Annotated in this window: 16 protein-coding genes; 11 read left to right on the top strand and 5 right to left on the bottom strand. The window is 71.1% G+C overall.

The window, feature by feature from the left end; all coding sequences use genetic code 11:
* Positions 1–100 precede the first annotated feature (100 nt).
* Positions 101–3673 (bottom strand): proline dehydrogenase family protein, encoded by a 3573-nt coding sequence (locus tag JOD52_RS08425; RefSeq protein ID WP_204409450.1) that lies wholly within the window; start codon positions 3671–3673, stop codon positions 101–103.
* A 277-nt stretch (positions 3674–3950) separates the two neighbouring features.
* On the opposite strand from JOD52_RS08425, the gene JOD52_RS08420 reads away from it, so the two are divergent.
* Complete coding sequence (locus JOD52_RS08420; RefSeq protein ID WP_204409448.1) at positions 3951–4373, top strand: hypothetical protein; 423 nt, start codon at positions 3951–3953, stop codon at positions 4371–4373.
* Between the two features lie 167 nt (positions 4374–4540).
* Here the strand turns inward: JOD52_RS08420 and JOD52_RS08415 are convergent, their stop codons facing one another.
* Together JOD52_RS08415 and JOD52_RS08410 are read right to left on the bottom strand one after the other, a co-directional pair.
* Positions 4541–5152 carry a thymidine kinase gene (locus tag JOD52_RS08415; protein ID WP_017822394.1) on the bottom strand — a complete coding sequence of 204 codons (612 nt, stop codon included), beginning with the start codon at positions 5150–5152 and terminating at the stop codon, positions 4541–4543.
* 103 nt (positions 5153–5255) lie between these two features.
* A complete protein-coding gene (locus tag JOD52_RS08410) occupies positions 5256–6539 on the bottom strand; it encodes a GNAT family N-acetyltransferase (protein ID WP_204409446.1) in 1284 nt (427 codons plus the stop codon).
* A gap of 134 nt (positions 6540–6673) precedes the next feature.
* On the opposite strand from JOD52_RS08410, the gene JOD52_RS08405 reads away from it, so the two are divergent.
* From JOD52_RS08405 to holA, 8 genes are all read left to right on the top strand, one after another.
* Positions 6674–7675, top strand: coding sequence for a TIM barrel protein (locus JOD52_RS08405; protein WP_204409445.1), 1002 nt, complete (start codon positions 6674–6676; stop codon positions 7673–7675).
* A 91-nt stretch (positions 7676–7766) separates the two neighbouring features.
* Positions 7767–8792, top strand: coding sequence for a 3-oxoacyl-ACP synthase III (locus JOD52_RS08400; RefSeq protein ID WP_204409443.1), 1026 nt, complete (start codon positions 7767–7769; stop codon positions 8790–8792).
* The gene (locus tag JOD52_RS08395) at positions 8786–11497 is read left to right on the top strand and encodes an alpha/beta fold hydrolase (protein WP_204409440.1); all 2712 of its coding nucleotides are present in this window, start codon (positions 8786–8788) and stop codon (positions 11495–11497) included. The genes JOD52_RS08400 and JOD52_RS08395 overlap by 7 nt, the downstream gene beginning before the upstream one ends.
* On the top strand, positions 11494–12486 hold the full coding sequence (locus tag JOD52_RS08390; protein WP_017822399.1) for an NAD-dependent epimerase/dehydratase family protein: 993 nt from the start codon (positions 11494–11496) through the stop codon (positions 12484–12486). The genes JOD52_RS08395 and JOD52_RS08390 overlap by 4 nt, the downstream gene beginning before the upstream one ends.
* 14 nt (positions 12487–12500) lie before the next feature.
* Positions 12501–13256, top strand: a complete 756-nt coding sequence (locus JOD52_RS08385; RefSeq protein ID WP_150108272.1) for a vitamin K epoxide reductase family protein — start codon at positions 12501–12503, stop codon at positions 13254–13256.
* Between the two features lie 259 nt (positions 13257–13515).
* Entirely contained in the window at positions 13516–14244 is a 729-nt protein-coding gene (locus tag JOD52_RS08380) for a ComEA family DNA-binding protein (RefSeq protein ID WP_338124069.1), read from the top strand.
* Between the two features lie 10 nt (positions 14245–14254).
* The gene (locus tag JOD52_RS08375) at positions 14255–16669 is read left to right on the top strand and encodes a ComEC/Rec2 family competence protein (protein ID WP_204409439.1); all 2415 of its coding nucleotides are present in this window, start codon (positions 14255–14257) and stop codon (positions 16667–16669) included.
* Between the two features lie 31 nt (positions 16670–16700).
* Positions 16701–17687 (top strand): DNA polymerase III subunit delta, encoded by a 987-nt coding sequence (gene holA, locus JOD52_RS08370; RefSeq protein ID WP_017822403.1) that lies wholly within the window; start codon positions 16701–16703, stop codon positions 17685–17687.
* Between the two features lie 148 nt (positions 17688–17835).
* Here the strand turns inward: holA and rpsT are convergent, their stop codons facing one another.
* Together rpsT and JOD52_RS08360 are read right to left on the bottom strand one after the other, a co-directional pair.
* On the bottom strand, positions 17836–18102 hold the full coding sequence (gene rpsT, locus JOD52_RS08365) for a 30S ribosomal protein S20 (RefSeq protein WP_017822404.1): 267 nt from the start codon (positions 18100–18102) through the stop codon (positions 17836–17838).
* Between the two features lie 253 nt (positions 18103–18355).
* Entirely contained in the window at positions 18356–19039 is a 684-nt protein-coding gene (locus JOD52_RS08360; protein ID WP_204409437.1) for a type II toxin-antitoxin system PemK/MazF family toxin, read from the bottom strand.
* Between the two features lie 84 nt (positions 19040–19123).
* On the opposite strand from JOD52_RS08360, the gene JOD52_RS08355 reads away from it, so the two are divergent.
* Both JOD52_RS08355 and JOD52_RS08350 read left to right on the top strand, forming a co-directional pair.
* Positions 19124–20872 (top strand): circularly permuted type 2 ATP-grasp protein, encoded by a 1749-nt coding sequence (locus JOD52_RS08355; protein ID WP_204409434.1) that lies wholly within the window; start codon positions 19124–19126, stop codon positions 20870–20872.
* The gene (locus JOD52_RS08350) at positions 20862–21776 is read left to right on the top strand and encodes an alpha-E domain-containing protein (protein WP_204409432.1); all 915 of its coding nucleotides are present in this window, start codon (positions 20862–20864) and stop codon (positions 21774–21776) included. The genes JOD52_RS08355 and JOD52_RS08350 overlap by 11 nt, the downstream gene beginning before the upstream one ends.
* Positions 21777–21778 lie beyond the last annotated feature (2 nt).

Here is a 21778-nt window from a genome sequence, read left to right as displayed (position 1 = left end):
GAGCTTCCGCGGAACCCGTCCAGCGCCCGTCTCGGACACGGCCGCGCGCTTCGGGTCAGAACTGGGCGCCGCGCTCCCAGCCCCGACGGCGCGCCTGAGTTCAGGACTGGGCGCCGCGTTCCCAGCCCCGGCCACCGGTGAGGTCCTGCTGGTAGGGCAGCAGGTTCCCGTAGCGGTGATCGGTGGCACTGATCGCCTGCTCGTGCAGGAACGCCAGCAGCTCCACACGACCACTGGCGACCACGGTCCCGTCGAACAGCGCCACCTCCGGTCGATCCGCGATCGCCTTGCGCAGGGCCGGGTCCACGGTGCCGATCACTCGCACGCGAGCCTGGTCCAGGCCCGGGATGCGGGCGGCGAAGGAGGCATCGTCCTCGACCCGTACCCGGTCCACTCGCACCCGGTCACCGGCCAGCTCGGCCTTGCGCACCACTGCTTCGAGCTGTGGAGCGTTCTCCCCGCTGGCGATCGACACCTCGACCTCAGCACCCGCCGTGGCCGCCGCGTGCAGCACCCGCTCCAGCTCGACGGGACGGGTCCCGGCCGCTGCGCGCACCATCACCGGCAGCGGCAGGTACCGCAGCACATTGATCTCACCGTGCAGGTCCTGCACGTCCCGAGGGGCGAAGAACCCGGCCATGTGCTCGCGATCGGAGTGCTGGGCCTGGGAGAGCCAGGCAGCCTCGAGATCCGCCGGGGCAGTACCGGCCGCGTCGTCGACAGATGCAACCGCCCCGTCGCGGGCGGAGCCCGCCGCAGCATGGCCCCGGGGAGTGGCCGATGCTGCGAGGGCGTCACGCTCACGATCCGCGGCGTCCATCAGATGCACCAGGTAGTTGGGGCCGCCGGCCTTGGCCGTCTTACCGATCGCGGAGCGCTTCCAGCCGCCGAAGGACTGCCGCTCCACGATCGCCCCGGTGATGCCGCGGTTCACGTACAGGTTGCCGGCCTCCACGTTCGCGGTCCACCAGGCGATCTCGGCCGGGTCCAGGGAGTGCAGGCCCGCAGTGAGGCCGAAAGCGGTGCCGTTCTGCATCCGCACCGCGTCCTCCAGGGTGGGGGCGTGCATGATGCCCAGCACCGGCCCGAAGTACTCGGTGAGGTGGAAGGCGGAGCCCTCCTTCACGCCTTCGCGCACACCGGGGGTGAACAGGCGGCCCTCCTGGTCCAGCTGACGGGGGCGGGACAGCCAGGTCTCGCCCTCGCCCAGCTCGGTGAGGCCTGCGGCGAGCTTCTCGCCGGGCGGTTCGATGACCGGGCCCATCTGGACGGTGGCATCGGTGGGCTCGCCCACGTGCAGGCTCAGCACCGCGTCGGCCAGCTGCGCCATGAACCGGCGGGAGCGGGCCACCGAACCCACCGCGATCACCAGGCTGGCGGCCGAGCACTTCTGACCGGCGTGGCCGAAGGCACTGGCCGCGACATCCTTCGCCGCCAGGTCCAGGTCCGCGTGCGGGGTGACCACGATGGCGTTCTTGCCGCTGGTCTCGGCGAGGATCCGCAGGTCCGGGCGCCAGGAGGCGAACAACTCAGCGGTCTCGTAGGCACCGGTGAGGATCAGCTGGTCCACCCGCTCGTCGGCGATCAGCGCCTTGCCGGTCTCGTCCTCCGGCACGTCGATCACGGTGAGCACGCTCTCGGGCACCCCGGCCTCGTGCAGCAGACGCCCCAGGTACGCACCGCAGCGGCGGGCCTGCGGGGCGGGCTTCATCACCACGGCGCTGCCTGTGACCAGCGGGGCCAGCATGCTGCCGGTGGGGATGGCGATGGGGAAGTTCCACGGCGGCGTCACCAGCGTCAGGCGACGCGGCGTGAACACCGTCTCCGGGTCCGCCTCGAGCTCCTCGGCCTGATCGGCGTAGTAGAGCGCGAAGTCGATCGCCTCGCTGATCTCCGGGTCGCCCTGCTCGAGGGTCTTGCCGGTCTCCGAGGCCGCCACCTCCAGCAGCTCGGCCCGGTGCTCGGCGAGCACGCGGGCAACGCGCCGCAGCACCGCCGCCCGCTTCGAGGCGGGCAGTGCCGCCCACTCCTTCTGGGCCTCCAGCGCCCGGGTGAGCACCTGATCCACGCCCTCGATGCTCTCCACCCGGATCTGCTGCGCCTCGTCGATGCCGATGCGGGACCCTCGCAGGCGGTGGGTGATCGCATCGGCCCAGGTCTGGTTCGCGGGCGTGGACATGTCGGTGTCCGGGGTGTTGCGGAACCGGCCGGGCACCGAGGGAATCGCAGCGGATCCCAGCTCGGGCAGGCCGTCACGGCTCTCCAGGGAGCGGTCCTGGATGCGGTGGGTGGTGGGGGAGACGTCCTCCAGCGCCAGGTTCAGGGCGCGGGCGAAGCGGTCCTGCTCACGGTCGAACAGGTCCGGTGAGCTGTCCAGCTCGAACACGGCCGACATGAAGTTCTCGCTGGAGGCATTCTCCTCCAGGCGCCGCACCAGGTAGGAGACGGCCACGTCGAACTGCTGGGGTGCCACCACCGGCACGTACAGGCGCATCGACCCGACGGACTCGCGCACCACGGCCTGCTGTCCGGGCGCCATGCCCGCCAGCATCTCGAACTCCACCCCGCTGCTGGGCAGGGGGCGGATGCCGCGCTCACGCATCAGCAAGTGCGCGAAGGCGATGTCGAACAGGTTGTGCCCGGCCACACCGATGTTGACGGCCTCGAGCTTGGCGGGATCCAGCGCCTCCATCAGCATCCGCTTGTACTGGGCGTCGGTGTCCAACTTGCTCAGCAGCGGAGCCTGGGGCCAGCCGTGCACGGAGGCGTCCACCGTCTCCATCGCCAGGTTCGCGCCCTTGACCAGCCGCACCTTCACCGGTGCGCCGCCCTCGGCCACGCGGCGCTCGGCGAACTCCCGCAGGCGGGCCATCGCGGTGGGGCCGTCGGGGAGGTAGGCCTGCAGCACGATGCCGGCGCGGTAGTTCTTCAGCTCGGGCCGGTCCAGGAGCTTCTCGAACACCCGCAGGGTGAGCTCGAGGTCGCGGTACTCCTCCATGTCCATGTTCAGGAAGGTGGGGCGCTGGCCGCGGGAGGCCTCGAGGTACAGCGGCAGCAGGGTCTCCACGATGTGGTCCACCGTCTGGTCCGCCGCCCACAGCGGAAGGTGGTCAACGATTGAGGACACCTTGATCGACACGTAGTCGACGTCGGGCCTGGCCGCGAGCTCTCGCACCACCTGCAGGCGCCGGGCGGCCTCCTGCGCACCCAGGACTGCTTCGCCGAGCGGGTTGATGTTCAGCTTGGTGCCGTCGGCCGTCATCCGTGCGATCGAGCGGGTGAGGGGGCGGGGCCGGGCGTCAAGGATCAGGTGGGAGACCATCTTCTGCATCACGGCCTGCGCGGTGGGCACCACCACCTGCGGAGCCACGTTCGAGGCGACGCCACCGAGGGAGACGATGCGCTGCAGCGGCGCCGGCAGGAACTCCGGGGGATCCTGTGCCAGTCGCCTCAGCTCCACCGCGGCGGCCTTCGGGTCCTCGGTGCGGATCACCCGGTCCACGAAGGCCAGGGTGAACTGCAGGCCCTTGGGGTCCTTCAGCAGGTCGGAGAGCAGCTTGGCCGGGGGCGGCACCGGGCGGGTGCGCGCGGCCTCCACCCAGGTGCGTACCTGGGATGCCACGTCCTCGATCGTGATGCGGGTGGTGGGTGCGGGGGACTGCTTGGATGACACCGTCGTCTGCTCCTCGAATGCTTCGTGGGGAGGACCGGGCGTCCTGTGACCGGTCCTCTGCCACCTTCGATCGTAGATCCCGGCGCGCACCGGTGAGGACAAGAACGGTCACGTGGACCGACGCGTGGCCCCGCCGGTGCCCCGCGATGGTGTCGGCGGGGGCCGTGGAGGCTGGACCGTTCGGTCGATGGAACGGTGCCGATACCTGACCCGGCGGTGTCCCAGGTGAATTGTGGGACGATGCACCCGACACGATCACCGAACTCAGGAGGCACCCATGAAGAGGTTCCTGTTCATCTCCGGCCTGGCCATCGGCTTCGTCGTCGGCTCCCGCATGGGCCGCGGCCCCTACGAGTCCCTCGAGCGCAACGCCCGCAAGATCGTCGAGGACCCTGAGGTGCAGCGCAAGGCCGCCCAGGCCCGCGACACCGCCGGCAAGGCCGCGCAGGATGCCGCCGAGACGGTCAAGGAGAAGGCCCCCGTGGTCGCCGAGACCGCGAAGGCCAAGGCTGCAGACCTCGCTGACACCGCCAAGGACAAGGCATCCGAGGCCAAGGGGAAGGCAGCCGAGAAGAAGGCTGAGAAGGACGCCGAGAAGGACGCAGCGAAGACCGAGGACGAGCTCAGCGAGAGCTCCGAGGACACCGCTGCCGCCGGTGGCGACGCCGAGGTGGGCGAGGACCGTCCCCTCAGCTCCTGACCAGCTGATGCGTTGAGCCCCTGAACGACCTGGGGCGAACGACGGGGCGGTGCCGGATCATCCGGCACCGCCCCGTCGTCGTTCGTGCATGTCGTCGTACGTGCGCGTCATCAGCCGCCTCCAGCGAGGTCGTCTCCGTCCACTGGCCCGGGCCCGCTCGGACGCTGTCAGCCGAGCACGTGCACCCCGGCACCGTCCTGCTCCTGCATGAAGCAGGGGCCGCACAGGGACTCGTACGTGACGGCAGCGCCGTCGTCGATCGCGACCTGGTCCCCCTCGAAGACGTGACGGCCGTCCACCACCCGGCAGTTGAACTCGGCCTGGGAGCCGCAGCGGCACATGGTGGGGAGCTTCTCGATGTTGTCGGAGAGCTCGAACAGGCGCAGTGCTCCGGGGAAGGTGCGGGTGCGGAAGTCGGCCCGCAGGCCGTAGCAGATCACGGAGATTCCGTCCTCCTTGGCGACCCGGAACAGCTGGTCGATCTGGGAGGGCTCCAGGAACTGCGACTCGTCCACCAGCACGCAGTGCAGGGGTCGCAGGCCCTTCTCATCGGCCACGGCATGAATGTGGGATCGCACGTTCTCGCCGGGGGCTGCCAGCACGTCCACCTGCCGCTTCGCACCACCGCGGGCCACCACCCAGTCCTCGCCCTTGGTATCCAGGGCGGGCTTGACGGTGATGGTGGCGAGACCTCGCTCGTCGTAGTTGTAGGCGGTCTTGATCAGCGTGTCGGACTTGCCGGAGTTCATCGCTCCGTACTTGAAGTGCAGCTTGGCCATGGGGCGGTTCTCTCCGGAATGGTCGGCGGGGGACAGGAACAGACAGCGGGGAACGGGTGGGAGGTGCAGGACGGTGCGTGGGGTGCCCCCGTGCGGACAGGGGTCAGAAGGCGTCCAGCACGCTGGGGCGGGGGCCGGCCAGCATGGCGTCGAGGAACCGTGCGGCCGTCGGGTCACCCTCGACGAGCAGGCCCAGTCGGCGGGCGTCGGCCACGGAACGTCCCCCTGCCAGCAGCAGCGATGCGGCGTGGATGTCGAGACGGATCTCGCCCACGGCCCCGTCCGAGGACCCGCCCTGGTCCGGCCGTGACGCCGCGGCGTGACCGGCGCGGGCCTCCTGGCCGTCGCACTCCGCGACGCACTGCGCACTGATCGCACCGTCGTGCGCCCGCACGATCCACGTGCCCGCAGCGCGACACATCCCGCCAGGAACGGTCGAGTCCTCGACGACCAGGCGGATCGCCCCGTCGAGACCGGCAGGGGCCGGCCGTGCCTCCAGGGCGGCAGCTGTATCGATCACCCGCATCATCACGATGCCGGGGATCCCCGGTGCGGCCTGCAGCCGGCCGCTGGGCAGCACGTCCAGCACAGGGTCCTCGCTGCGCAGTCGAACTCGCGCGTGAGCGGTGACCGTGGACCAGGACCCGAGGGACTGCAGCAGCGCCACTCGGTCATCGCGGGTGCGGCCCAGGATCTCGTGGACCTCCAGCCCCTCGACAGCCTCGTACTCGGCGGCGCGGGTCCAGGACATGTAGCCGTGGTCCTGGCCCTCGGCGTCCTCCAGCAGCACGGCGGACCAGCCGTCACCGGGAAGGCCGTCCGGGAACAGGGGACCCTCGCGCAGCAGCATCCCGTTGTCACCGGCCGTCAGCTCCCGGTACAGGGAGCGCAGGCGGGGCATGGTCTCCTCGGTCACGGGCACCAGACGACGACCCGGGACCGGGCGCAGTCGCTGCAGGTCACCCAGCGGCACCTGCACCTCGTTCTCCCGTGCCACCTCCTGGTACCCGAAGCGACGGTAGATCGCGGGATTCGACGGGTACAGCATCGAGAAGGCCATGCCCTCGGCCTGGCAGCGCGCGATCACCGCGGTGAGCAGCGGGCCGAACAGACCGTTGCCGCGGTGCGCGGGGTGGACGGCGAGCCCTGCGACCCCGCCACAGGCAGCCACCCCACCGCCGACGGTGATCCGGTCGTGGCGGATCCGGGCACCGGCGGCGATCACCCCGTCGACCCCACCGGGCAGGGAGGCGGAGTCGATGCCGATCGCTGTCTCGGCCGGGTTGAAGGGCCGCGGTGCCGTGGCCGGTTCGCGGCCGCCGAAGGCACCGGTGCTGAGCGCTCGGTAGGCGCGGGCGTCCTCGGCCCCCAGGTCACGTACTCGCATGGGGTCGAGTGTAGGTGCGGGCCCACGATGGGGTGCGTGCCGGCGCGGGGTGTGACCTCGTACTCGTCGGCCCACCCGGCCGTGCCCGGGAGAGTCATACTGACTGCGGCGCATCCGAGCACCGAGGAGGAACTGTGAACCCACGTCGTGAGCGCCGTAACCCGGCAGGCTCCCCGCGCAACGGGGCGCGCAAGCCCTACACCCGTGCCAACAGCGCCCAGCGCAGTGCCCGCGCGAACCTCTCCCGCAGGCTCCTGGAGGGCGACCGGCGCAGTGAGCAGCACCCGGCGCGGCGGATCCCCGTGGGCCTGTCCAGCTCCTCCGTGTTCCCTGCCGGGGTGGAGGAGTGCTTCCGCCTCGCTCAGCGCATCGGCTACGACGGTGTCGAGGTGATGGTCTCCTACCCATCGGACTCGCAGGACCCCGACGCCCTGCGCACGTACGTGGAGCGGTACGAGCAGCCGATCCTGTCCCTGCACGCACCCACCCTGTTCTTCCTGCAGCGCCTGTGGGGCGGGGACCCCTGGGTGAAGATCGAGCGCACCGTACAGCTGGCCCTCGAGCTCGACGTCCCCACCGTCGTCGCGCACCCGCCCTTCCGCTGGCAGGGCTCCTACGCCCGCGAGTTCGTCGAAGGGGTCGCGGAGATCGAGGAGCGCTACGGGGTCGCCGTGGCAGTGGAGAACATGTACCCGTGGCGCCTGGGCGTGCGCGAGGCCATGGCCTACCTCCCCGACCACGACCCCACCGACGAGGACTACGCGCACGTGACCGTGGACCTCTCCCACGCCGCCACCGCCGGGGACGACGCCCTGGCGATGATCGAGCGGCTGGGGGACCGGCTCACCCACCTGCACCTGGCCGACGGCTCCGGCTGCACCACCAAGGACGAGCACCTGCCACCGGGTGAGGGCAACCAGCCCTGCGCCGAGGTGCTGCGGCGCCTGGCCAACCGCGGCTGGGGCGGATCGGTGCTACTGGAGATCAACACCCGGCCGCACCGCGGTGAGGGGGAGCGCGAACGGGTGCTCACGCAGTGCCTGCACTTCGCCCGCCATCACCTGGGCCACCATCTGGAGCAGGACGACGAGGTCCAGGACGACAAGGTCGCGGGGGAGACCCACACGGACGTGTGATCGGACACCCCCCGGCCGGTCCCAGGGAACCGATGAAACAATGAGCGCCGCGGCTCGAGAGACACGACGAAGAACGAGGTAGTGCACACAGATGGGGAACACAGCTTTCGTCCACCAGAACGCTTCACTGCTCTCGGTCGAGATGACCCTGCCCACGGTGACCGTCACGTCCGACGAGATCGACGAGATGCTCACGCCGGCCCGCAAGCGCCTGCGCCTGCCCAAGGGCGTGCTGCAGCGCGTGGCCGGGGTGTACGAGCGCCGCTGGTGGCAGGACACCGAGGACGGCTGGCGCCACGGCGTGGTCAACGCCGCCGAGCGCGCGATGGCCAACGCCGGCATCACCCGCAACCAGGTGGGCCTGCTGATCAACGCCTCGGTGTCCCGGCCCTACCTCGAGCCGGCCGTCTCCACCGCGATCCACCACTCGCTGGGCATGCCCACCAGCTGCATGAACTTCGACATCACCAACGCGTGCCTGGGCTTCGTCAACGCCATGACCATGGCCGCCGGGATGATCGACGCCGGGCAGATCCAGTACGCCCTGATCGTGGGCGCGGAGGACGTGGAGGAGGTGCAGCGCGGCACCATCGACCGCCTGAACTCCAAGTCCGCCACCCGCGCTGACTTCAACAACCAGTTCGCCTCCCTCACCCTGGGATCCGGTGCCGCCGCCGCGGTGCTGGGCCCCACCGACAAGCACCCCGAGGGCCACCGCCTGAAGCTGACCCAGGCCCGGGCCGGCACCCAGCACCACGAGCTGTGCGTGGCGAACATGCAGGACATGCGCACCGACTCCACCGGTCTGCTGGAGAACGGGATCGCGCTGATCATGGACACCTGGAAGGACGCCAACGAGGCGGGCCTGGACTTCCGCAGCATCGAGCACGTGATTCCGCACCAGGTGTCGATGGTGTACACCCGCAACTTCTCGAAGATCACCGGAGTGGGGATGGAGCGCATCCCCGTGAGCTTCCCCGACTGGGGCAACATCGCTGCCGAGGCCGTGCCGATGACGCTCGCGAACCACCAGAAGGACATCGCCCGCGGTGAGCGGGTGCTGCTGCTCGGGGTGGGCTCCGGACTGAACACCGCTTTCATGGAGGTGGAATGGTGAGCACGACCCCGAAGGGCCGACGCCGCGCCCAGATCCCCGAGGTGCCCGCCATGCCCGGCGTGGACCCCCGCATCTCCCGCACCCTGGAGGTGCGCGACCACACCGGTGAGATGCGCCGCTGGCACCTGCTGGACTCCGCCCCGCTGCTGGCCGAGCGCGGCATCGCCCCGCGCGGCACTCTGCTGGCCGTCCACGGCAACCCCACCTACTCCTTCCTGTACCGCACCCTCGTGCGTGAGGACATCCCCTGGCGCGTGATCGCCGTGGACCAGCTGGAGATGGGCTGGTCCGAGCGGACCGGCGTCACCCGCCTGCTGCAGGACCGCATCACCGACCTCTCCCTGCTCACCGACGCCCTGTCCCTGCGCGGCCCCGTGGTCACCGTGGGCCACGACTGGGGCGGCATCATCTCCACCGGCTGGGCCCTGGACAACCGCCACGACGTGGTGGGCATGATCCTCACCAACACCGGCATCCACCAGGAGCTCGGGGAATCCTTGCCGAAGGCCCTGCAGCTGGCCACCACCCCGGCATTCCTGCCCGCCTCCACGTCGCTGACCGACGCGTTCCTGCGCACCACCCTGTCGCTGTCCAAGCCCTCGCTGCCCGCCGAGGTGCAGGACGCCTACCTGGCGCCGTACCGCAGCCGCTCTCGCCGCAAGGGCATCGAGGCCTTCGTGGCCGACATCCCGGCCGACGCCACCCACCCCTCCCGGCCCGCCCTGGAACGCCTGGCCGATGGGATCAGCGAACTGCATGTGCCCACCCTGTTCGCCTGGGGCCCGCGAGACATCACCTTCTCCGACCGCTACCTGCGGGACCTGCTGGAGCGGGTGCCGCACGCCTCCGTGCACCGCTTCGAGAAGGCCTCCCACCTGGTGTGGGAGGACGCCGATGTCGCAGGACTGGTGGCCACCTGGCTGCAGGACACCTTCGACGGTGACGGCCCCGCCGGCCGCGTCGACCTGAGCGACCCCGCGGCCGGCAGCGCCCACCGCGCCGTCTCCACCTACGCCGAGCAGGCACCGGAGCGGCACGTGGGCGAACCCATCGGCCGTCTCGCCGCCGATCCGGCCCACGCCCACCGCCCTGCCGTCGTCGAGCTCTCCGGTCCCGACGGGGAGCGCCGCGAGATCTCCTGGTCGCTGCTGAACCGCCGCGTGGAGGACATCGCCGCCGGCATGCTCGCCCACGGCATCGAGCCCGGGGACCGGGTCTCCATCCTCATCACCCCCGGGGCCGACCTCACCGGCGTGCTGTACGCCTGCCTGCGCATCGGCGCGGTCGCCGTGATCGCCGACGCCGGCCTGGGCGTGGACGGCCTCACCCGCGCCGTGATCGGCTCCCACCCCGACTGGATCATCGGCATCAACAAGGCCCTCATCGGCGCCCGCGCCATGGGCTGGCCCGGCCGCCGCATCAGCGTCAGCCAGCTGCCCACCGTGGACCGCACCGTGCTCGGCGTGGAGACCTCCGTGGCGCAGCTCGCCGCCTCCGGCGCCCAGATGCGTGACCTCGGCGCACCGCTGGATGCACCCTGGCCCGACCCGGAGGCCGACGCTGCGATCCTGTTCACCTCCGGCTCCACCGGCCCCGCCAAGGGCGCCGTGTACACCCACCGGCAGATGTCCGCCATGTTCACCGCCGTGGGCGACACCCTGCAGCTGGACCCCGAGCGCGGCCTGGTCGCCGGGTTCGCGCCGTTCGCGCTGCTGGGCCCCGCCCTCGGCGCCCCCTCCGTGGTGCCGGACATGGACATCACCCGCCCCGGCGAACTCACCGCGAAGGCACTCGCCGAGGCCGTGGACGCCCTGGGGTCCCCAGCGGTGTTCACCGCCCCGGCGGCGCTGCGCAACATCCTGGACACGGCGAGCCAGCTGGACGAGAAGGGCCGCGCGGCCCTGGCCCGGGTGCCGAGCTTCTTCTCCGCAGGCGCTCCCATCGCCGCGCACCTGCTGCGTGAGCTGCGAGGCCTGATGCCCCACGCGAAGGCCCTGACCCCCTACGGGATGACCGAGTGCCTGGTCGCCACCGCCATCGACCTCGAGGGCATCGAGGCCGCCGGCCCCGGGGCCGGGGTGTGCGTGGGCCGTCCCGTCAACCGCGTCCAGGTCGCCATCGCCGCGATGGACGCCGAGGGCGAGACCACCGGCGAGATCACCGATCAGGCCGGCACCACCGGCGAGATCCTGATCCGCGCCCCGCACGTGCGGGACCGCTACCTGATGCTGTACGGCACCACCCACGCCGCGATGCGCTTCGAGGGCTGGCACGCCACCGGGGATGTGGGCCACCTCGACGAGGACGGTCGCCTGTGGGTGGAGGGCCGTGCCGCGCACGTGCTGGCCACCGCCGACGGTCTGTTCACCCCCGTGCAGGTGGAGGACGCCGCCGAGACCGTCCCCACGGTGCGCCGCGCCGGTGCTGCCGTGGTGGGCCCCCGGGGCACCCAGCAGGTGGTGGTGATCCTGGAGACCGAGGACGGCTACCGCCCCGGTCCCGCCGGGCGCCCCCGCCCCGCCGACACCTCCCTGCAGGAAGCGGTGCGACGCGCCGTCCGCGAACGCGCAGGCGTCGAGGTCACCGCGGTGTTCACCACCCGGGCCCTGCCCACCGACATCCGCCACAACTCCAAGATCGACCGTGCGGCCCTGTCGCGCTGGTCGGAGCAGACGCTGCGCGGCGAGCGGGCGGAGGCCCTGTGAGCGGCCGACGGATCCTGGTCACCGGCGCCTCGGGGATGCTGGGCGGCGCTGTGGCGACCGCCCTGCGCGACCGCGGTGAGGAGGTGCGCGCCTTCCAGCGCCGCCCCGCTGGGATCGACGGCGTCACCGACGTCAACGGATCCCTCACCAGCGCCGAGGACGTACGCCGCGCGGTGGATGGCTGCGACGCCGTGATCCACCTGGCCGCCAAGGTGTCGATCTCCGGGCCCGAGAGCGAGTACCGCGAGATCAACATCGGCGGCACCCGCAATGTGGTCGACGCCCTGCGCGCCCAGGGTGGCGGGCATCTGGTCAACGTGTCATCCCCGTCGGTGGCGCACCTGGGCACCGCGATCGTGGGCCTGGACGCCACCCCCGCCGACCCTGAGCACGCCCGCGGCCCCTACGCGCGCACCAAGGCCGCCGCCGAGCTGCTGGCGATGGAGGCCGACGGCCACGACGGCCTGCTGGTCACCTCCATCCGCCCCCACGTGGTGTGGGGACCGGGCGACACCCAGCTGGTGGGCAGGATCGTGGATCGAGCGCGCAGTGGCCGCCTGCCGCTGCTGGACGACGGCATGGCCCTGATCGACACCACCTACGTCACCAATGCGGCCGACGCCATCGTGGCGGGCCTGGACCGCATCGAGGACGTCCACGGCGAGAGCTTCGTGGTCACCAACGGTGAGCCCCGCACTGTGCGCGACGTGTTCGCCGGCTGGTGCGACGCCGCCGGGGTGCCCCGTCCCCGCATCCGGATCCCCGGTTCGGTGGCGCGTGCCGCCGGGCGCGTGGTGGAGCGGCTGTGGGAGATCCGTCCCGGGGCCGACGAGCCTCCGATGACGGAGTTCCTGGCCGAGCAGATGTCCACCGCACACTGGTTCGACCAGCGCCGCACCCGCGAGCGCCTGCAGTGGACCCCCGCGGTCAGCATCGACGAGGGCTTCGAACGCCTCGCGGACTGGTATCGCGCCCACCCCGTGGCGTGAGCATAATGTCCTCGATGAACGAGAACCAGGGCTCCGCGCACTCCACGCCGGGCACGTCGCGGGCAACCGCCGTGGGCGGCGATCCGGAGGTCGTCGCCGACGATGCGAACGGCGAGGAGCTCGACGACGCGCAGCTGCGTGCAGAGATCGACGCGGAACTCGCTGCCGAGCGCCGCTCCAAGCCCCGTGCCGGTGCCGCGCTCACCGGTGCGGTGCTGCTGATCGGCGGCCTGGTGGGGTGGATCGCCGCCCTGAACCTGCTGGTGGACAAGCTGTTCCTGCTGGAGAACCCCGGCGGCACCCTGGCGTGCGACATCAACCCGTTCATCTCCTGCGGCACCGTGATGTTCACCTGGCAGGCCGAGGCCTTCGGGATCCCCAACATGGCTCTGGGCCTGGGAGGCTTCGCGATCATGGGGGTGCTGGGCTCCTTGATGATCAGCGGCACCTCCCTGCCACCGTGGATGCGCTGGGCGCGACTGGGCGGGATGACCTTCGCCTTCGCCTTCATCCACTTCCTGGCGTTCTCCGCGATCTTCATCATCCGCGCCCTGTGCCCGTGGTGCATGGTGGTGTGGGTGGCCACGGCCCCCATGTTCTTCGCCACCCTCGCCCACACGGTGGAGAGCGGCGACCTGCCGCTGCCCCGACCTGTGGCCGGGATCCTGCGCCGCTGGGTGCTGCTGACCTTGGCCTGGTACCTGCTGGTGGCACTGGTGATCCTGTTCGCCTTCTGGGCGCAGTGGATGTCGATGCTGGGGATCGTCTGATCCCATCCATCCTCCGGTGCTGAGGTTCCTCCACAGCGCCCTGTTCTCCCCACCGGTGGCCCTGATGGTGTGAGGTGCCTGTTCAGTCCCTAGCGTCGTGCTCATGGGAGTACAGCAGGGGTGGCCGCGACGCAACCGGCCCGGGCGGCACAGGCGAAGCACCGAGCCGCTGGTCGAGCACGTCGAGCACGAACCCCCGGCCGGGGCCAAGCGGGCTTCACTGCCCGCCCCGAGCCCTTCCTCCCTGGTGGGGATCGCGGTGCTGATCCTCATCGGAGCAGGCGCGATCCACCTGGGCTCCTCCGGCTCCGCCGTACCGCTCGAGGAGCCGACATCCGTCTCCCAGCCGATGGACGCATCCCCGGCCGACGATGCCACCGATGCATCACCGTCGGCTCCCACGTCGTCCTCGGACTCCTCGGCATCCGCAGGATCTGCACCGGAACCCGCCCCCGGACAGCCAGCCGGCCCGGGAACTGCACCCACCGCGCACGAAGGAGAGGCCGCCACCACCGAGATCGTCGTGCACGTCTCCGGCGCTGTGGCCGCCCCCGGCGTGGTCCGTCTCGGACCAGGCGCGCGGGTGCAGGACGCCGTGGACGCCGCCGGCGGGCCCACCCCGGAAGCCGACCTCGCCGCCGTGAACCTCGCCCGCCCCATCACCGACGGGGAGCAGATCCACCTGCCCGTCCCCGGAGAGGCACCCCCGGTGGCCGCTCCCGCCCTGGGTACGGCCCCAGCCCGGAGTGGCGGCGACGCACCCACAGGCGGTGGCGGCGGGAGCGGGGCAGCATTGATCGACCTCAACACCGCTGATGCCACTGCCCTGGAGGGACTGCCCGGAGTGGGCCCCGCGATCGCCCAGCGCATCATCGACCACCGCGACTCCAACGGCCCCTTCCGCTCCGTGGACGACCTGCTGGAGGTCTCCGGGATCGGCCCGGCAACGCTCGAGAAGACCCGCGAGCACGCCACCGTGAGCGGCTGAGAAGCCTGCCATGCGCTGGAACGATCTGCGCCTGCTTCCCGGCGCCACCGCCGTGTGGGTCCTCGCCGTGCTGGGTATCGCGGCAGGCGCCCAAGCAGCGATCGCCACCTGCGCGATCCTTGCCGCCACGGTGCTGACGGCGGCCGTCGTCATCGCCCGCCCCGTCCTCACCCAGGTGCTCCTCGCCCACCTGGGCGTGGTGGCACTGGCCGGGGTGCTGCTGTTCCCCGTGCTGCTGCGCCACGATCACGCCGTCGATCAGCTGAGCACCGCCTCGGAGGATGCCCTGATCGTCGAGGTAGCCATTACCCTCCGTGCAGATCCCGCTGTGCCCACCACAGGTCCCGCGTGGTCCCGATCGGGGATGCAGGCGATGGCACGCACTCTGCCCACGCAGGCCACGATCGGGGACCAGGACGTCCCGCTCCCCGCCTCGGTGCCGGTGCTCATGCGCACCGGGGACGCCGAAGCGGAGCAGCAGCTGGCACAGGCACGCGGGGGAGACGCCGTACAGGTCCGAGGGAAGGTGCGGGCCTCCGGTGGGCTCCTGGTCCTCACCGTCACCGAGGTGCGGCCCATCCCGGAGCGCGGCGCGACGGCTGTGGCCCAGAACGCCCGGCAGCAGCTGCGGGACCTGGCCCGGCACAACACGCGCCACCTCCCGGGCGACGAGGCGGCGCTGGTGCGCGGGATGACCTCCGGGGACACCCACGGGCTGGGGGACCGCAGCGAGGAGATCATGCAGCGCGCCGGCATCTCCCACCTCGTGGCCGTCTCCGGCGCCAACATCGCGCTGGTCCTGGCAGCGGTGATCGCACCGCTGCTGCTGGCCGGGGTGCGCAGGCGCCCCCGCCTGCTGATCGCCGGCCTCGCTGTGGCCGCGTACGTGGGGCTGGTGGGGGAGGAGCCCAGCGTGCAGAGGGCCGCCACCATGGTGACCCCGCTGCTGATCGCCCGCTACGTGGGGGTGAGGGCCTCCCCGGTGGCGGCACTGGCCCTCACGGTGGCGCTGTGGTCGGTGCTGGACCCGGTCACCGCGGCATCGATCGGCTTCGCCCTCTCCGCCCTGGCGACCGCCGCGATCCTGATCGGCGCCCCACCCCTGGCCCGTGCGATCACCGAAGCAACGGGGGAGAGGATCGGGAAGGTCCCGGCCCTGGTGCTTGCAGTGCCGCTGGTCGCTCAGCTCGCCTGCACCCCGATCCTGGTGACGCTGGCACCGGAGGTCTCCGCCTGGGCGGTCCCGGTGAACATGATCGTCGGTCCCATCGTCGGCCCCACCACCGTGATCGGCCTGATCGCCCTGCTGATGGGGCCGGTGTGGGCCCCCGCCGCGCAGTTGCTGAACACAATCGCCGCCGGCGGAGCCCATCTGGTGCTCCTGATCGCCCGCACGGCCGATGCCCTGCCCGGCTCCCGCATCCCCGTGCTCGAGGGAACCGCGGGTGTGCTGGGCGCGGTGGCGGTCATTGTGGTCCTCGCGATCGCCGTCGCAGGGCGGCGGTCCCCACTGGTGCGCTGGGCGATGGCGGGCCTCCTGGTAGCGGTCACCGCCCCAGGGCTCGCCCCCCACCTGCCAGGGCGGGAAGGGCAGGAATGGACCGTCGCCGCCTGTGCCGTGGGGCAGGGGGACGCGGTGCTGCTGCGTAGCGGGTCCACCACGGTACTGATCGACACCGGGCCTGCCCCGGAACCGCTGCGCGAGTGCCTGAACCGCCTGGACGTGGACCACATCGACCTGCTCATCCTCACCCATCCCCACGCCGACCACACCGGTGGCCGTACCGCTCTCACCGGCTCCCGCGCCCCCGCACAACAGTGGGTGTGCCCGCTGCCTCACGCCGGGCAGGACGTGGCCGAGGGAGGCCCTCCCGAACCCGTCACCACGGGGGAGACCTGGCAGCAGGACGGCCTCGCACTCGAGGTGCTGTGGCCGCCCTCGGCCGAGGCCGCGCAGTCCGCTGCCCTGCGCGAGGACGGCTCCGGGGAGGGCGACGCCGCCAACGACTGCTCCGTGACCATCGCCGCCACCTGGCCGGACGGCACCCGCCTGGTGTCACTCGGTGATCTCGAACCCGTGGCCCAACGCGAACTGGCCGCACTGCAGCCGGGCCCGGCGCACATCGTGAAGGTCGCCCACCACGGATCCCGGCGCCAGCACGACGCGCTCTATGAGCAGCTGGATCCCGGACTTGCCCTGGTCACCGTGGGCAAGGAGAACACCTTCGGCCACCCCACCGACCACACCCTGGACCTGCTCGGGGCGGTCGGGGCGCAGGTGGTGCGCACCGACCTGCACGGCACCGTGATCCTGCCGGCCCACGACCCGGCTGAGAGCGCCGACCCCCTAGCTCCCGGTTCTCCCGTTGACGCTGAAGATCGCCACCGCTCGGGCGAGCCCCGGTCCGTCGGTCCGCCCCGATAGGATCGCAAGGTCCCCAGCAGAAGGAGCCGCCGTGAGCGATGTGGAGTGGCACAGTGTCGCCCTGGCACCGATCGTGCTGATCCACGGCACGGAGTCCCTGATCGCCGACCGCGCCGTGCAGCGTCTGCGCGCACTTGCCCGGGAGAATGACGACTCGGTGGCCTTCCACGAGCTCACGGCCGAGAACATCACCTCCGGTTCCCTCTCCCAGGTCACCAGCCCCTCCCTGTTCGGAGAGCCGCGCATGGTGATCGTGCCCGAGATGCAGACCGCCCCTGAATCCCTGATCAACGAAGTTCTCGCGTACATTCCCGCGCCGGAACCAGATGTCACCCTGGTGCTGGTGCACCGCGGCGGCAACCGCGGCAAGAAGCTGCTGGACACTCTGAAGAAGGCAGGCGTGCCCCGCGTCCCGGCGGACCCGCTGAAGCGCGTGGGTGACAAGCAGACCTTCGTTGCCTCCGAGTTCGCCCGCGCCGGCCGCCGCATCCAGCCCGAGGCCGTGGCCGCACTGGTGGACGCCTTCGGCACCGACCTGGCCGAGCTCGCCGCTATGAGCAGGCAGCTTATCGACGACACCACGCCCGACGAAGGCGCTCAGGCCCCGCCCCTGTCCCTGCAGGACGTGCGTTCGGTGACCGCGGGCCGAGTGGAGTCGACCGCTTTCGCCGTGGCCGACGCCGCGATCGCCGGCCGAGAGCGCGAGGCCCTTCAGCTGCTGCAGCAGGCCCAGCTGGCAGGAGCGGACCCGGTGCCCATCGTCGCCGCGATCGCAGCGAAGATGCGCAGCCTCGCCAAGGTCACCACCCCGGGCGCCAACGCCCGCAGTCTCGGCATGCCCGACTGGATGATCCGCAACCTCCGCCGCGACGCCCGCTCCTGGAACGACCGCTCCCTGGCCCGGGCGCTGGAGGCCGTGGCCCGCGCCGACCACGAGGTCAAGGGCGCCGGGCGCGACCCTCGCTGGTCCGTTCAGCACATGGTGATCGAGATAGGCCGCGCCCGCCGGGCACGCTGAGAAGGCAACGCCCCTCGCTGGGAGGGCCAGGAGGCCCGACGCCCATGACGACCATGACGGCCGTGAGGGCATGAAGAAGGCCCGGCACAGTCGATGTGCGGGGCCTTCTGCCACCGACCGGTGCGGTCAGTGATCAGTCATGCTGCGCTCAGGCGCTGACCTTGGAGACCAGCTTGGCCAGACCGGACTTGCGGTTGGCGGCCTGGTTCTTGTGGATGACGCCCTTGGACACGGCCTTGTCCAGCTTGCGGGAGGCCTCCTTGAGCGCCTTGGCCGCGGCGTCGGCGTCACCCTCGGTGACGGCGGAGCGTACCTTGCGGGTGTAGGTCTTGAGCTCGGACTTGACCGCACGGTTGCGCAGGCGCGCCTTCTCGTTGGTCTTGTTCCGCTTGATCTGGGACTTGATGTTTGCCACGAAGACTTCTCTCTTGTGCTGTGGTGGTGGAACATCCGTGGCGGCCGAGGTCCGTTGCCGACGGGGACGGGCGGTGGGGGTCGCCTGGAGACGTCGGTACCGGGTCACTGCCACGGGTACTCGTCCGGGTCGCACCTACCGGTGGACCCTGACACGGTGGGGCCTCCGGCATGCGCACACCGAACGGTATGTCACACATACGAGCGTAGACACTACCAGAGCCGCAGTTCAGCGGCACTGCCCGCCAGACGTGTCATCCGTCCCATCCATGCACCTCGCGCACTGCGGAGGCCACCCGATCGAACCGGTCCCGGGGCAGGTGTGCACCCTCGCGCCGCACGGCGTGGAGACCCAGCCGGAGCAGCCGGTCGGCCCGTGCCTCACTGGGGCGGCCCTTGCTGTCCCAGGCGCCGGCACCCACGTCCACCCAGGTGGCGCCGTGCTGGTCCACGTGGATCTCGCCCGCATCTGCCCGGTCACGGGTGGTGAGCATCAGCCCCACCAGCACCTCGCCGTCGCCGTCGCGGCCCCCGGTGCGGGCATCCTCCTCGGCGAGCACCAGCACGGGGCGGTCCTTGCCGCGGCTCAGGTCCTCCTCGTACGGCACCCACGCCCACACCACCTCTCCGGGATCGGGGTGGTCGTCGTCACGGGGTGCATAGGTCATCGTCACGGGCGGGGTGGAGGCGCGATCCGCGAGGGCCGATGAGGCCCCGGGGGCGACCTGCTGATCCGGGCGGGCCTGCGCCGGTGAACCACCGGGCGAGCGTGACGTGCGGCCGGGCCCGTCCTCCTGCACCGAGTGACCTGAACGACCGGAGCGAACCTCCTGCACCGATCGCACGGCGGAGCGGCCCAGGTCGCGGGCGGCGCGCCGCACGGCGGGGGAGCGGGCGGCCGTGCGCAGCAGCGAGCTCAGGCGGGATCCGAGTGACATGGCTTCACCTCTCGTGATGATCGGGAGGCCCCAGTGTGCCTGGTCCACGGCCCTCAGGATGCATGGACAGTGTTAGATGGGGGCATGTCAGGCAGCTCTCTGTTCCAGGAGTACGGCGTCGCCGGTGCCGGCGACGAGATGTTCGCCCCCGACGGCAGGGTGCGCCCCACCTACGGCTTCCTCCACGAGGCCCTCGCCGGCCTGGGGCTGGAGGAGTTCCGCTCCCGCTCGGAGACCCTTGCCTCCAGCTACCTCGACCAGGGTGTCACCTTCGACTACGCCGGCGAGGAGCGTCCTTTCCCGGTGGACGCCATCCCCCGGGTGATCGCGGCCGAGGAGTGGGCGCTGGTCTCCATCGGCATCGCGCAGCGGGTGCGCGCCCTGGAGGCGTTCCTGGACGACGTGTACACCGAACGCAGGGCCGTGGCCGACGGCGTGGTCCCCGAGTCCCTGCTGGACTCCTCCACCTACATCGTGGACGCGGTGCAGGGCTACCGTCCGCCCAACGGCGTGCGCATCCACATCTCCGGCATCGACCTGGTGCGCGACGGCTCCGGCGGCTTCCGGGTGCTCGAGGACAACGTGCGCACCCCCAGCGGTGTCAGCTACGTGCTCTCCAACCGTCGGGCGATGACCCAGGGCTTCCCCGAGCTGTTCTCGCACCGACCCGTGCGGCGCGTGAGCGAGTACCCCGGTCGACTGCTGAGCGCCCTGCAGGCCGCCGCTCCGGACACCGCGGGGGAGGAGCCCACCGTCGTGGTGCTCACCCCGGGCCGCTACAACAGCGCCTACTTCGAGCACTCCCTGCTGGCGCGCACCATGGGCGTGGACCTGGTGGAGGCCAGCGACCTGTTGGAGCGGGGCGACCGCATCTACATGCGCACCACCGCCGGTCTGCGGCGCGTGGACGTGATCTACAAGCGCACCGACGACGACTTCATCGACCCCGAGGTGTTCCGCCCCGACTCCATGCTGGGCGTGCCGGGCCTGGTGCGGTCGATCCTCGCGGGTAACGTGGTGGTCGCCAACGCCATCGGCAACGGCCTGGGCGACGACAAGCTCACCTACACCTATGTGCCGGACATGATCCGCTACTACCTGGGTGAGGAGCCGGTGTTGCCGAATGTGGACACCTGGCGCCTGGAGGAGCCGGACTCCCGCGCCGAGGTGCTGGACCGCCTGGACGAACTGGTGGTGAAGCCCGTCGACGGCTCCGGTGGCAAGGGCATCGTGATCGGCCCCGCCGCCACTGCGGAGGAGCTGTCCGATCTGCGCTCGCGCCTGGAGCAGGACCCGCGCGGCTGGATCGCCCAGCCCGTGGTGCAGCTGTCCACCATCCCCACCCTGGTGGAGGAGGGGCCGGACCTGCGTCACGTGGACCTACGGCCCTTCGCCCTGAACAGTGGGGACGACGTGTGGGTGCTGCCCGGCGGATTGACCCGCGTGGCCCTGCCCAAGGGTGAGATGATCGTGAACTCCTCGCGAGGCGGCGGCTCCAAGGACACCTGGGTGCTGGCCTCCGAGACCCCCACCCAGGTGCAGGTCGCCACCCCCGAGGGCGAGGTGCGCGTGGTGGAGCAGACCGGTGTGGACGAACCCTTCGACGAGGACGAGGACATGCTGGGGGAGGACATCGCCGGCAACGAGCCGGAACCGGTCTCCGCTGCGATCCCCATCCTCGACGTCGATGAGCTGGAGGCCCTCGATCCCGATGACGGGAATCCCGCCCCCAGCGATGGCGGCGGTGGCACCGACGACACCGAGGATCCGACTATCGACAAGCAGGACGACCAGGACGACCACGACCGGGAGGAGCAGCGCGATGCTCAGTAGGATCGCCGAAGCCGTCTTCTGGATTGGCCGCTACGTGGAGCGCGCGGACCAGACCGCCCGGATCCTGGACGTGTCACTGCAGTCCATCACCGAGGACGCCACGCACGACGTGGGCACCGCCTGCAAGGACGTGTACTCGATCTTCGGCGCCTCCGTCGAGGACACCTCGGACCTCACGGTGCAGCGGATCCTGGACCGCCTGGTGACCGACCGCCAGAACCCCTCCTCGATCGCCGGTGCCCTGCAGACGGCCCGGGAGAACGCCCGTGGTGCCCGCGAAGTGCTCTCCACCGAGGTGTGGGAGTCGCTGAACACCACCACCCTCGGGATGCCCCGCGGGGTGCGCCCCTCCCGGATGCACGGTGCGTTCCAGTACGCCAAGGACCGCTGCGCCGTGGTCAACGGCCTGATCGACGCCTCCATGACCCGAGACGAGGCCTGGCTGTTCCTGCGCATCGGGCAGCTGCTGGAACGGGTGGACATGGTGGCCCGCATCCTGCAGGCCCATGACCTCGAAGACGCCAGCGACGGCAACGTGGTGATGCTGCTGCGCAGCTGCAGCGCCCACGAGGCCTACATCCGCTCCTACCGGGGCCGGGTGCGTGCCGCCCGCGCCATCGAGTTCCTGCTGCTGGACTCGATCTTCCCCCGCTCGGCCGCGCACTGCCTGATCGAACTGGACGAGGCGCTGGAGACCCTGGCGAAACTGCACGGCAGCTCCTTCGACCGCATGGGCACGGAGGACCCGGCCCGGCGGATCGTCGGCCGCGCGGCCGCCAGCCTGCGCTACCGCTCACTCGACGACATCGTCGCCGACTTCGAGACGGAGATGGAGCAGCTGCAGCGGGTCACCGTCGCTGTCAGCCGGGCTCTGAAGAGCACCTACTTCGAACCCAGCACCTGACC

Source organism: Brachybacterium muris, from assembly GCF_016907455.1.
Classification (GTDB): Bacteria; Actinomycetota; Actinomycetes; order Actinomycetales; family Dermabacteraceae; genus Brachybacterium; species Brachybacterium muris.
This window is presented reverse-complemented; position numbering and strand designations above follow the sequence as displayed.